Source organism: Stagnihabitans lacustris, assembly GCF_025950525.1.
GTDB lineage: Bacteria > Pseudomonadota > Alphaproteobacteria > Rhodobacterales > Rhodobacteraceae > Stagnihabitans.
Window position 1 is genome coordinate 138,730 of the sequence record NZ_JAPDGS010000007.1, and the last position, 12,611, is coordinate 151,340.

Here is a 12,611-nt window from a genome sequence, read left to right on the forward strand (position 1 = left end):
TTTGAAACCAAAGGGACCCCGTCTCAGTCCTGGCCGCGGAAGGGCTGGACATATTGCAACGCCATATCCCAGGGAAAGAAGATCCAGGTGTCCTGGCTGACCTCGGTGATATAGCTGTCAACCATCGGCTTGCCCGAGGGCTTGGCATAGACCGTCGCGAAATGCGCCTTGGGGTAAAGGCTGCGCACCAGCTCCAGCGTCTTGCCGCTGTCCACCAGGTCATCGACGATCAGGATGCCGGTGCCATCGCCCATCAGATCGGCCTGCGGCGATTTGGTCACAACCGCCTCGGAGCGCTGATCGGCCGCCCCGCCGCCCGAGTGATAGGACCTGACCGAGATCGTGTCGACGACCCTTATGTCCAGCTCGCGCGCGACGATCATCGCGGGCACCAACCCGCCGCGGGTGATGCCCACCACGGCCTTCCAGGCGCCATTGTCCGGCCCCTTGCCATCCAGGCGCCAGGCCAGCGCGCGGGCATCGCGGTGGATCTGGTCCCAGCTGACGTGGAACCCTTTTTCATGCGGCAAACGGTCAATCATGGCATCAGTCCTTCAGCTTAGGGCCAGTTTCGCGCCCAACAGCGCCAAAAGCCCGCCAAACACGCGGTCGATCACGGTCTTCAGGCTTAGATACACGCGGCGGGTGCGGTCCAGCGAGAAAATCCGCGCCACGATCACATTCCAGCCCGCATCATTCACGAAAACGATCAGCAGCACCACGGCCAGCGCCCAAAGCGGCGCATCGGCCGGCACGAAGGTCAAGAAGATCGTCCCGAAAAACACCGCCGGTTTCGGGTTCGACAGCTGCACCGCGATGCCCTGCCAGACGAGGCCCAGCGGCCCGCGGGCCGCATCGGCGGGGCTGGCGCTTTGGTCCAGCGGCTCGGGCGCGTGGCGCCACATCTTGACCGCCAGATAGATCAGATAGGCGGCGCCGGCGAATTTCAGCACCAAAAGCAGCGTCGGCGCCACCTTGAACAGGATCGCCAGACCGAACAGCGCCGCCACCGCCCAGAAACAGGCGCCAAGCCCGATGCCGACCGCCAGCCAATTGCCGCGCGCAAAGCCCTGCGTCAGGGCCGTGCGCGCCGCCATCACCACCGCAGGCCCGGGCGAAATCGCCGCCGCCAGATGGACGAAGAAGACCGCGATGAAGGCCGCCAGCGTCATTCCTTGCGTCCCGTCACCACGTCGATATCGGGCGCATCCACCGCCTTCATGCCGACGACATGATACCCGGCATCGACATGCAGATTTTCGCCCGTCGTGCCCGAGCCCAGATCCGACAGCAGGTAAAGCGCCGCCTTGCCGACCTCTTCTTGATCGACATTGCGGCGCAAGGGCGAGTTCAGCTCGTTCCACTTCATGATGTAGCGGAAATCGCCGATGCCGCTGGCGGCCAGCGTCTTGATCGGCCCCGCGCTGATCGCATTGACCCGCACGCCATCCTTGCCCAGATCCTCGGCCATGTATTTTACCGAAGCCTCAAGGGCCGCCTTGGCCACGCCCATCACATTGTAATGCGGCATGACCTTTTCGGCGCCATAATAGGTCAGCGTCAGCAGGCTGCCACCCGGCCCCATCATCGCCGCCGCCCGCCGCGCCACAGCGGTAAAGCTATAGACCGAGATGTCCATCGTCATGGCGAAATTCGCGCGGCTGGTGTCGACGTAACGCCCGCGCAACTCGGCCTTGTCCGAGAAGCCGATCGCATGGACCAGGAAGTCGATCTTGCCCCATTTCTCGGCCAGACGGGCGAACAGCGCGTCCATCGACTCCTCGGAGGCGACGTCACATTCCACCATCTCGTCCATGCCGATCGAGGCGATCAGCGGCTCGACCCGCTTTTTCAAGGCCTCGCCCTGATAGGAGAAGGCGATCTCTGCGCCATGATCCGCCAGGGTCTTTGCGATCCCCCAGGCGATAGACTTGTCATTGGCAAGCCCCATGATCAGCCCGCGCTTGCCGTTCATCAGTCCGGTTGACATTCGTTCTTCCCCATCCACCTATCCGAGACGCAGGTTTAGGCCATCGCTCAAGCCGCTTCAAGTGACGCGGCGTCATTGGAGGACCCCATGAGCTTATCCGTTGATCGTTCCGGCATCTTTGCCGGTGAAGATCCCTTCCAGATCGCCCGGTCCTGGCTGGCCGAGGCCGAAAAGTCCGAGCCGAACGATCCCAATGCGATTGCCCTGGCCACGGTCGATCCCGATGGCCTGCCCAATGTGCGCATGGTCCTGCTGAAGGATATCGAGGTGCCCTCTGAAGGACATGGGGCCTTTGTGTTTTACACCAATTACGGGTCGAAAAAGGCGCAGGAAATCGCCAGCGGCAAGGCGGCTTTCGTCATGCATTGGAAGAGCTTGCGCCGTCAGATCCGGGTCCGCGGCCTGGTTTCGCGCGAAGAGGGCGCGCAGGCCGATGCCTATTACGAAAGCCGCTCTCTGAAGTCGCGGCTGGGGGCCTGGGCCAGCGCGCAAAGCCAGCCCCTGTCCTCGCGCAGCGCCTTGATGGCCGAGGTGGCCAAGGTCACGGCCACCCAGGGGTTGAACCCCAAACGCCCGCCCTTCTGGGGCGGCTTTCGCATCACGCCGCTGGAAATCGAGTTCTGGGCCGACGGGGCTTTCCGCCTGCATGACCGCTTTCGATGGAGCCGGGCCGAAACCGCGCAACCTTGGGATGTTCAGCGTCTAAATCCCTGATTGAAAAAGCCTTTGCGCGGGTTCACCCATCCGCGCATCGGCCATTTTCCACCTATACCTTTGGACAGTCGGACAACTTTTTATTAACTTAGGACTTGCGCAGGCAAAGGTTTTTCCCTCATCCATAAAGCCGCGAGACTTTGAGAGAATTCCCTTGGACATGGCAGAAGACGTCACTCCGACCCTGACCCTTCAGGGTCGTGTCAAATGGTTCGATCCCGGCAAGGGATTTGGATTTATCCTGGCCGACGAGGGCGGGACGGATATTCTGCTGCATGCCAATGTGCTGCGGAATTTCGGTCAGGGCTCGGTGTCGGATGGCGCCTTGATCGAGGTGCGGGTGCAGCAGACCGCGCGCGGTCGGCAGGCCACCGAGGTGCTGGCCATCTCGCCGCCCGAAGGGGTGATGCTGAACCTGTCGGACGACGGCGACCCCTTGCCGCAAGATCACGACGATTTGCCGCTGGAGCCCGCCCGGGTGAAGTGGTTCGACAAGGAAAAGGGCTTTGGCTTTGCCAATGCCTTTGGCCGTCCCGAGGATATATTTGTCCATGTCGAGGTGCTGCGTGTGTCCGGCTTTGCCGATCTGCAGGCGGGCGAAGCCATCGGTCTGAAGGCGGTCGAGGGCAAGCGCGGGCGGATGGCGGTGCTGATCAACTCCTGGGAAATGGCGGTTCGCAAATGAGGGCCGTCGTCAATGAGCACGGGCCGGACATGAGACGGCTGGCGCTCCTCCTTGGGTTTTGGGCGCAGGTGACGGGTGCCCAAGCGGCATGCTTGCCCGACCAAGTCGAGTTCGGCTCCCAGGCGCGCTTCACGGTCGAAATTGCCGATACCGCGCCCGAGCGTTCGACGGGCCTGATGAACCGCGCGGCGATGGGTTCGGGGCAGGGGATGCTTTTCGTCTATGACGCGCCCGGCCATCCGCATTTCTGGATGAAGGACACGCTGATCGGTCTGGACATGATCTTCTTGGCGCCGGACGGGGTGGTGACGAGGGTTCATTCCAACGCCGTCCCCCTGGACGAGACCGCCATCGACGGCGGCCCGGGGGTGCAATATGTGCTGGAGATCAACGGCGGCCTGGCAAAGGCCGTGGGGATCGCTCCGGGCCAGGCGATGCGCTGGAGCGGGCTGACCGATCCGGCCGCGCCCTGCAACTAAGACGACCTGACCCGAGAGACCTGACGGACGTGCAGGAACACAGCGCCCTGATGGGGGGCGCCAAACGCTGCGAGCATCACCGCGGGAAAGACCACGGACAAGCGGCGGCTGCGGACAAACGGCGGCGGCGGTAAACAAGGGTCGCCGGCAAACAGGGGGCTTTCCTTCCGCCCGCTTGCCTTGTAAACGAAACCCGTCGGGGCGTAGCGCAGTCTGGTAGCGCGACGGTTTTGGGTACCGTAGGTCGGGGGTTCGAATCCTCTCGCCCCGACCATCAGCCAGTCATCTTGAAATCGCGGCCCCCAGCGCGGGAATGGTCTTTCTTTGGCCGATCCGCGGCAGAGCGCCTGAGGTCTTTTGGCCGACCAGTCTTCCTGCGTTGCGACCAGTCTTCCTGCGTTGCGACCCGCGTCCCAAGCGTCATGCCCCCCCTTGCCCCCGCAGCGCGCAACTCCGATAGTTGCAGCCCCATCCCCCATGATCGGCCCGGCCATGTTCACCTTCGACACCACCTGGACCCGCGACCTGCCCGGGACCTTCCTGCGCCAGGCGCCCTTTGTGGCCCCCGCGCCGCGTTACGTCGCGCTGAACCGCCCGCTTGGCGCCCGTCTGGGTTTGGACCTTGATCAGCTCCAAGCCCATCCGGAGTGGTTCGCAGGCGCCCCACCCCCCGGAGCCGATCCGGTGGCGCTGGCCTATGCCGGCCACCAGTTCGGCAACTTCTCGCCCGCGCTGGGGGATGGCCGCGCGCATCTTCTGGGCGAGATCGTCACCCCCCTGGGCCGGCTGGATCTGGCGCTGAAAGGCTCGGGCCGCACCGGCTTTTCGCGCGGCGGCGATGGCAAGGCCGCGCTGGGGCCGATGCTGCGCGAATACCTGATCTCCGAGGCCATGGCGGCTTTGGGTGTCCCCACCACGCGCTCTCTGGCCGTGGTGGCCACCGGAGAGACGATCTTGCGCCAGGAGGGGCCCTTGCCCGGCGCCATCCTTGTGCGCCTGGCCGCAAGCCATATCCGCGTCGGCAGTTTCGAGTTCTTTTCGGCCCGCGGCGAGGAAGACAAGCTGCGCGCGCTTCTGGCCCATACCATTGCCCGCCATGATCCCGATCTGGCGCCCGACGATGCGCTGGGGCTCTTTGACCGGGTGACGGCGCGCCAGGTGCGGTTGATCGCCGAATGGATGGGCCTGGGCTTTGTCCATGGCGTGATGAACACCGACAACATGGCCTTGTCGGGCGAAACCATCGACTACGGCCCCTGTGCCTTCATTGACGCCTATGACCCCTTGGCCTGTTACTCTTCCATCGACCGTCAGGGCCGCTACCGGCTGGACAATCAACCCAAGATCCTCGCCTGGAACCTCTCCCGCCTCGCCGAGACCTTGATCCCGCTGATCCCTGGGGCGCCGGACAAGGTCGTGGGCCTGTTGAACGAAAGGCTGGAGGCGATTGCCCCGGCCTATGAAGCGGCTTTCCTGCAGGTCATGGCGCGCAAATTGGCGCTGCCGGGGCCGGATGCGGCGCTGACGGCGGGTTTCCTTTCGGCGGTGCAGGGCCGGGATTGGACCGCGACGCTGCGGGGGCTGGCAGAGGAACCCGGGCTCGGCGATTGGCACGCGGCCTGGCAAAAGCACCGCCTGCCGGACCATGCCGACCGCCTGTGCGCCGCAAACCCCGCCGTGATCCCGCGCAACCATCTGGTCGAAGAGGCGCTGACCGCCGCCACGGCAGGCGACATGGCCCCCTTTGACGCGCTGCTGGCCGCCTGCCAGACCCCCTATGCCGATCATCCCGCCCGCTTCACCCAAAGCGCGCCCCCGGATGCGCCCCGCCATGTCACCTTCTGCGGCACCTGACCCTTTCATACTGATCCAAATATTCCCGCCGGAGGCTCCGACCCTGGCCCCCCGCATTGACCTTTGACCCGACAGGCGCTTTGATCCCCCGATGAACCCGCGTTCCGATATCCACGACCGCCTGGCCGCCTCTCTTCGCGACGCCCGCAAGGCGCGGGGGCTTTCGCTGGATGCGGTGGCGAAGCTTTCGGGCGTCAGCCGGTCGATGGTCAGCCAGATCGAGCGCGGCGAAAGCTCGCCCACGGTGGCGACGCTGTGGAACCTGACCCAGGCGCTGCAAGTCGACTTCGCGGGCCTCATGGAAGGCAAGGTAGCCCCGGGCATCGCGGTGGTGCGCGCCGAGGCGGCGCCGGTCATCGCGGGGCATGGTGTGGGATTGCGGCTGCGCATCCTTTCCGCACCCGAAGCCGCCGGCAAGCACGAGGTCTATGACTTGGAGTTCGAGGCGGGGGGCGCCTTGGTCTCTGATCCTCATTCCCCTGGCTGCCGCGAGCATCTGACGGTGATTTCCGGGCGCCTGTCGGTCGGATCGGGCGACGAGGTCGAGGAGCTGGGACCGGGCGACACCGCGCATTACCCGGCCGACCGGCCCCATGCGATCCGCGCCATCGGGGCCGCGCGCGCCTTTCTGATCGTGCAGGACAGCTGAGCCCGCCGGGGGCGCTGCCCCCGGACCCCCGGAGTATTTGGGTCAGTATGAAAGGGATATCCGTCTTGGCGGATGGATATCCGTTATCTTGACTTTGGGGCGTTGCGGGGTATTATCCGCCAAAACGGATGGAGTTCTGTGATGGCGGATGGTTTTCTGGATCATGTCGGCGCGGTCCTTGCGGGGATCGAGGCCGAGGGGCTGATGAAGCGCGAGCGCGAGATCACCTCGCCGCAGGGCGCTTGGGTGACGGTTGCCCAGCCTGGCGAACCGGGGCGGCGGATGCTGAACCTTTGCGCCAACAATTACCTTGGCCTGGCCGACGACCCGCGCCTGATTGCGGCGGCGACGCAGGCCACCGCCAGCCATGGCTATGGCATGGCCTCGGTCCGTTTCATCTGCGGCACAACCGACCTGCACCGCGCGCTGGAGCGTCGCTTGGCCGCTTGGTTGGGCCATGACGATGCGATCCTTTTTGCCGCCTGTTTCGACGCCAATGGCGCGGTTTTCGAGCCGCTTTTGGGCGAAGAGGATGCGGTGATTTCCGATGGCCTGAACCATGCCAGCATCATCGACGGCATCCGCCTGTGCAAGGCGCGGCGGTTCCGCTTTGCCAATGGCGACATGGCCGACCTGCAGGCGCAGCTTCAGGCCGCCCGGGCGGGGGGCGCGCGGTTCATCATGGTGGCGACGGATGGCGTCTTTTCGATGGACGGCACCTTTGCCGACCTTGGCGCGGTGCGCGCGCTTTGTGACCAATATGGCGCGCTGATGATGGTGGATGATTGCCACGCGACGGGTTTCATTGGCCCCAAGGGCAAAGGCACGCCTGCGCAGGCGGGGGTCTCTGCCGACATCCTGACCGGGACCTTCGGCAAGGCCCTGGGCGGCGCGCTTGGCGGCTATGTCGCGGGGGCGCAACCGGTGATCGACCTTCTGCGCCAACGCGCCCGGCCTTATCTGTTTTCCAACGCCCTGCCGCCGGCCGTGGTGGGGGCCGCGCTGGCTGCCATCGACATCGCCGAGGTGGCCTCCGACCTGCGCGCGCGTTTGGCCGAAAATGCCGCCCATTGGCGCGCGGGGCTGGAGGCGCTTGGCTTCACGCTTTTGCCCGGACATCACCCCATCGTTCCGGTGATGCTGGGCGATGCGCCCCTGGCCCAGGCCTTTGCCCGGGCTTTGGGGGAAGAGGGCATCCTGGTCTCGGCGTTTTTCTTTCCCGTGGTGCCAAGGGGGCGCGCGCGTATCCGCACGCAGATGAATGCGGCCCTGCGCCGCGAGGATCTGGATTTCGCCCTGGCGGCCTTTGGCCGGGTGGGCAAAGCCTTGGGGGTGATTTGATGCGGGTTCTGGCAAAGACCAAGGCAGAGGTCGGGCTTTGGGCCGATGCGCGGGCCGTGCCCGAGATCGGGCCGGAAGATGTGCTGATCAAGGTGCGCAAGACCGGCATCTGCGGCACCGATATCCATATCTGGAACTGGGACGACTGGGCCGCGCGCACGGTGCCGGTGGGACTGGTGACGGGCCATGAATTCGCGGGCGAAATCGTGGCCAAAGGCGCGCTGGTCGAGGGGCTGGAGATCGGCCAGCGCTGTTCGGGCGAGGGGCATCTGATAGGCCGAGCGTCGCGCCAGTCGCGGGCAGGGCGGTTCCACCTGGACCCGGCGACGCGCGGCATCGGGGTGAATGAACCCGGCGCCTTTGCCGAATATCTGCGGCTTCCGGCCTTCAATGTCGTGCCCTTGCCGGATAGCATCGACGATGAGGTGGGCGCGATCCTTGATCCCCTGGGCAATGCGGTTCATACGGCGCTAAGTTTTGACCTTGTGGGCGAAGATGTGCTGATCACCGGGGCCGGTCCCATCGGCATCATGGCGGCGGCGGTGGCACGGCATGTGGGGGCGCGTCATGTGGTGATCACCGATGTGAACCCGGCGCGGCTGGAATTGGCCGGCCGGGTCGCTGATGTCACCCCGGTCAATGTGGCGGTCGAGGATCTGGCGGCTGTGAAATCCCGGCTGAAGCTGGCGCAGGGCTTTGACGTCGGCATGGAGATGAGCGGCAACCAGCAAGCGCTGGATCAGATGGTCGAGAACCTGGTGATGGGGGGGCGCATCGCCATGCTGGGCATCCCGCCGGGGAAATCCCCGGTCGACTGGAGCCGCATCGTCTTCAAGGCCATCACGATCAAGGGCGTCTATGGCCGCGAGATTTTTGAGACCTGGTATAAGATGATCGCCATGCTGGAAAACGGTCTGGATGTGCGCAAGGTGATCACCCACCGCTTCAAGGCCGCCGATTTCGAGAAGGGGTTCGAAGTGATGCGCTCTGGTGTCTCGGGCAAGGTCGTGCTGGACTGGAGCTAGACGGAGCGCTGGCGCGCAAGATTATATCTCGCCTCTGGCCTGCGGCCAACCGGCTCGGGGGCCGCGCTCAGCTTCGGGCGGGGATACTTGGGCAAGTGTGACATGAAGGGGCGCGCCGGGCACATTGCCGCGCCCCGGTCTTTCGACTTGGCTTAAGCATCTTCTTCAGTCGAGGCGCAGATAACGCGCACCTTGTGAGGGCCCAATCTCCTACACTTAACGCCTTTCACACTGGCGCAAGTATCCACGGGGATTTTCAAGGGGGCCGTGGCCCCTTGAAGCGGGGGTGCGGGGGTATGCCATTTGTTTCGCCACGGGTTCGAGAAACAAGTGGCATGAGCCCCCGCGTCATCCGGTCACGGACAAGGGCGAAAGCCCACAGCTTCGTGACCGGACGTCCCTTCAGACCAACTGACCCTCAGTCGAAATCCGGGTCTTGCCACCCAGATAGGGATGCAACGCCGCGGGCAGGGTGACAGAGCCATCCGCCTCCTGGCCGTTTTCCAGCACCGCGATCAGGCAGCGCCCCACCGCAAGGCCCGAGCCGTTCAGCGTCGCCACGAAGTCGGGCTTCCCACCACCCGCGGGCCGATAGCGCGCGTTCATCCGCCGCGCCTGGAACTGGCCGCAGGTCGAGACCGAGGAGATCTCGCGGAACTTGTTTTGCCCCGGCAGCCAGGCTTCCAGATCATAGGTCCTTTGCGCGCCAAAGCCCATGTCACCGGTGCAAAGCACGATGGTGCGATAGGGGATGCCCAGCTTTTCAAGGATCGCTTCCGCGCAGCGCCGCATGCGTTCCTGTTCGTCCAAGGCGGTTTCGGGGGTGCAGATCGTCACCATCTCGACCTTTTCGAATTGGTGCTGGCGCAGCATCCCCGTCGTGTCCTTGCCCGAAGACCCGGCCTCCGACCGGAAGCACTGGGTATGGGCGGTCATGCGGATCGGAAGGGCGCTTTCCTCCAGCAGATCGCCCGCCACCGTGTTGGTCAGCGTCACTTCCGAGGTCGGGATCAGCCACCAGCCATTGGTCGTCTGATAGCTGTCCTCGGCAAATTTCGGGAGTTGGTTCGTGCCATACATCGCCTCTTCCTTGACCAGGACCGGGGTCCAGGTCTCTTGCAACCCATGCACGTCGACATGGGTGTCCAGCATCAGTTGCGACAGCGCACGGTGGACGCGGATCACGGCGCCCTTCAGCACCACGAAACGGCTGCCGGAGAGCTTGGCGGCGGTCTCGAAATCCATCCCGGGTTTCACCCCCGCAATGTCGAAATGTTCAACCGGGGTGAAGTCGAAATTCCGCGGAGCGCCCCAGCGGTGGACCTCGATGTTGCCATCCTCGTCGGCGCCATCGGGGACGACGTCCAGGGGCAGGTTCGGGATCGACATGAGCTGGGCGCGCAAGGCCACGTCCTGCGCCTCCGCCTCGGCGGTCAGGGCGGCGATGGCGGCCTTTTTCTCGGCCACTTCCGCGCGGATCGCGTCAAAGGTCGCGTTATCCCCCGCAGCCTTGGCCGCACCTGCCTTCTTGCTTAGCGCATTGGCCTCGGCGGTCGCGGTTTCGGCCGCAAGGATCTTGGCCCGGCGGTCCGCATCCAGCGCCAGGATCCCCGACGACAGGCCCGACAGTCCACGACGAGACAGGGCCGCATCGAAAGCGGCGGGGTTCTCACGGATGGCGCGGATGTCGTGCATGGCTGTGTCCTCTTGCATGGGAACGCGGGTTCCGCCCCCCATATGCCGCAAACTGACGTCTTGGTGAAGGGGGAAGCCGTCCCTTTCCCCCTTGCCTTGCGTCTGGTCCTGCCCATCTGTAGGGTGCGGCGCAAATTCCGGGGTAAATCCCCCGCAAAAGGACCATGGAATGACCCTGACAGAGCTTTTCGTTTCTCCGGCCTATGCCCAGGCTGCCCCTGCCACCACCGGCTCGATGATCGGCGGCATCCTTCCCATGGTGCTGATCTTCGGCATCATGTATTTCCTGCTGATCCGTCCGCAGCAAAAGAAGATGCGCGACCTGAAGGCCATGATCGGCGCGCTGCGTCGTGGGGACCGGGTCGTGACCGCCGGCGGCATCATCGGCCTGGTCTCCAAGGTCGAGGAGGACAACACGGTCGAGATCGAGATCGCCCAGGGCGTCAAGGTCAAGGTCGTCAAGGCCACGATCACCCAGGTCCTGTCCAAGACCGAACCGGTGGCGTAACCGATGCTGCACACCCCCCTTTGGAAGCGGCTGCTGATCTGGGCCGCGGTTGTGCTTGGGCTGGTTCTGGCCTCGCCGAACCTGTTTTACGCCCGGGTCGAAAGCCATAACGACGCCCAGTCCGCGATTGCGAAATCGGGGGGGACGGCCACGGCCGAGCAAGAGGCCGCGGTGGCAAGCTGGCCCGCCTGGGCGCCCTCCAGCCTGGTGAACCTGGGCCTTGATCTGCGGGGCGGGGCGCATCTTCTGGCCGAAGTGCAGCTGGCCGATGTGTATAAACAGCGCATGGACAGCCTGTGGCCCGAGGCGCGCGACGCGCTGAAGCCCGCGCGCGAGGCCACGGGCGGCGTCAAGCGCGCCCAAAGCCCGGACGGCACCTTGCGCATCGCGATCGCCAATGCCGATGGCGTGCAAGCTGCGCTGGAGGCCCTGCGGCCTCTGGCCTCGCCCGTGGTCAGCCTGACCGGGGCAGGGTCGTCGAACTATGACATCGTGGCCGATGGTCAGGACATCGTCATCACCCTGTCCGAGGCCGAAAAGGCCGCGACCGATGCGCGAACCTTGCAACAAAGCCTTGAAATCATTCGCAGGCGGGTGGATGCGGCGGGCACGCGCGAACCCTCGATCCAGCGTCAGGGCGCCGACCGCATCCTGATCGAAGTCCCCGGCGTCGGTTCCGCCGAAGAGCTGAAGACCATGATCGGCACCACGGCCAAACTGAGCTTCAACACCGTGGTGGGCACGACCCAGGACGCCGAGGCCAACCCTGGCCCGGGCAATATCCTGGCCGCCGATGGCGAGCGTGAGGGGCTGTATTTCATCCTCGACGCGACGCCTGTGGTGTCGGGCGACAACCTGGTCGACGCGCAACCCTCGTTCGACCAGAACGGCCGGCCCGCAGTGTCTTTCCGCTTTGACACGACCGGCGCGCGCAAGTTCGGCGAATACACCGGCGCCAATATCGGGGCGCCCTTTGCCATCCTCTTGGATGACAAGGTGATTTCGGCCCCAACGATCCAGACCGCGATCACGGGCGGGTCGGGGATCATCACCGGGTCTTTCACGGTCGAGGAATCAACCAACCTGGCCGTTCTCTTGCGCGCTGGCGCCTTGCCGGCCGAAATGAAGTTCCTTGAGGAAAAGACCGTCGGCCCCGAGCTGGGTCAGGATTCGATTGACGCGGGCCGGACGGCTGCGGTGATCGGCCTGGTCGCCGTGGCGATCTTCATGATCGCCAGCTATGGGCTCTTTGGCGTCTTTGCCAATATCGCGCTCTTGATCAACCTGGGCATGATCTTTGGCATCCTGTCGCTGATCGGCGGCACGTTGACCTTGCCGGGCATCGCGGGCCTTGTGCTGACCATCGGGACGGCGGTCGATGCCAATGTCCTGGTCTATGAACGCATCCGTGAGGAATTGCGGTTGGCGAAATCCGCCGCCCGCGCCATCGAACTGGGCTATGAACGCGCCATGTCCGCCATCGTCGACGCCAATGTGACGGCGATGATCACGGCCATCGTGCTGTTTTACTTCGGCTCGGGTCCGGTGCGCGGCTTTGCCGTGACGCTGTTCATCGGCATCATCACCTCGGTCTTCACCGCGCTTTATGTGACGCGCCTGATCATCGAACTTTGGATCAACCGGGCACAGCCCAAAACTCTGGTGGTGTGA

Annotated in this window: 13 protein-coding genes and 1 tRNA gene; 10 read left to right on the plus strand and 4 right to left on the minus strand. The window is 64.6% G+C overall.

Annotated elements, in window-relative coordinates; translation table 11 throughout:
* Window positions 1-23: 23 nt before the first annotated feature.
* From gpt to fabI, 3 genes are read right to left on the minus strand one after another with little or no spacing between them, the layout of a single operon-like run.
* Window positions 24-542 (minus strand): xanthine phosphoribosyltransferase, encoded by a 519-nt coding sequence (gpt, locus tag NX862_RS15945; RefSeq protein WP_264494929.1) that lies wholly within the window; start codon window positions 540-542, stop codon window positions 24-26.
* A 12-nt stretch (window positions 543-554) separates the two neighbouring features.
* Window positions 555-1,172, minus strand: coding sequence for a LysE family translocator (locus NX862_RS15950; RefSeq protein WP_264494930.1), 618 nt, complete (start codon window positions 1,170-1,172; stop codon window positions 555-557).
* Window positions 1,169-1,990, minus strand: coding sequence for an enoyl-ACP reductase FabI (gene fabI / locus NX862_RS15955; protein ID WP_264494931.1), 822 nt, complete (start codon window positions 1,988-1,990; stop codon window positions 1,169-1,171). Before fabI ends, NX862_RS15950 begins: the two co-directional genes overlap by 4 nt.
* Window positions 1,991-2,077: 87 nt before the next feature.
* Here fabI and pdxH point away from each other — a divergent pair, with 87 nt between their 5' ends.
* From pdxH to tdh, 8 genes are all read left to right on the plus strand, one after another.
* Window positions 2,078-2,704 carry a pyridoxamine 5'-phosphate oxidase gene (gene pdxH, locus NX862_RS15960; RefSeq protein ID WP_264494932.1) on the plus strand — a complete coding sequence of 209 codons (627 nt, stop codon included), beginning with the start codon at window positions 2,078-2,080 and terminating at the stop codon, window positions 2,702-2,704.
* Between the two features lie 160 nt (window positions 2,705-2,864).
* Window positions 2,865-3,389: a cold-shock protein gene (locus NX862_RS15965; protein ID WP_264494933.1), complete on the plus strand. Its 525-nt coding sequence runs from the start codon at window positions 2,865-2,867 to the stop codon at window positions 3,387-3,389.
* Between the two features lie 92 nt (window positions 3,390-3,481).
* Complete coding sequence (locus NX862_RS15970) at window positions 3,482-3,868, plus strand: DUF192 domain-containing protein (protein ID WP_319800890.1); 387 nt, start codon at window positions 3,482-3,484, stop codon at window positions 3,866-3,868.
* A gap of 197 nt (window positions 3,869-4,065) precedes the next feature.
* Window positions 4,066-4,142 (plus strand) — tRNA-Pro (locus tag NX862_RS15975).
* A gap of 203 nt (window positions 4,143-4,345) precedes the next feature.
* A complete protein-coding gene (locus NX862_RS15980) occupies window positions 4,346-5,722 on the plus strand; it encodes a protein adenylyltransferase SelO (RefSeq protein WP_264494935.1) in 1,377 nt (458 codons plus the stop codon).
* Between the two features lie 91 nt (window positions 5,723-5,813).
* Entirely contained in the window at window positions 5,814-6,371 is a 558-nt protein-coding gene (locus NX862_RS15985; protein ID WP_264494936.1) for a helix-turn-helix domain-containing protein, read from the plus strand.
* Between the two features lie 141 nt (window positions 6,372-6,512).
* Window positions 6,513-7,712 carry a glycine C-acetyltransferase gene (locus tag NX862_RS15990; RefSeq protein ID WP_264494937.1) on the plus strand — a complete coding sequence of 400 codons (1,200 nt, stop codon included), beginning with the start codon at window positions 6,513-6,515 and terminating at the stop codon, window positions 7,710-7,712.
* On the plus strand, window positions 7,712-8,737 hold the full coding sequence (tdh, locus tag NX862_RS15995) for an L-threonine 3-dehydrogenase (RefSeq protein WP_264494938.1): 1,026 nt from the start codon (window positions 7,712-7,714) through the stop codon (window positions 8,735-8,737). Before NX862_RS15990 ends, tdh begins: the two co-directional genes overlap by 1 nt.
* Window positions 8,738-9,139: 402 nt before the next feature.
* Here tdh and serS read toward each other — a convergent pair whose 3' ends face one another.
* Window positions 9,140-10,432, minus strand: a complete 1,293-nt coding sequence (gene serS, locus NX862_RS16000; protein WP_264494955.1) for a serine--tRNA ligase — start codon at window positions 10,430-10,432, stop codon at window positions 9,140-9,142.
* A 235-nt stretch (window positions 10,433-10,667) separates the two neighbouring features.
* On the opposite strand from serS, the gene yajC reads away from it, so the two are divergent.
* Together yajC and secD are read left to right on the plus strand one after the other, a co-directional pair.
* Entirely contained in the window at window positions 10,668-10,940 is a 273-nt protein-coding gene (gene yajC, locus NX862_RS16005) for a preprotein translocase subunit YajC (protein WP_264494956.1), read from the plus strand.
* Window positions 10,941-10,943: 3 nt separating this feature from the next.
* Window positions 10,944-12,611: a protein translocase subunit SecD gene (secD, locus tag NX862_RS16010; protein WP_264494939.1), complete on the plus strand. Its 1,668-nt coding sequence runs from the start codon at window positions 10,944-10,946 to the stop codon at window positions 12,609-12,611.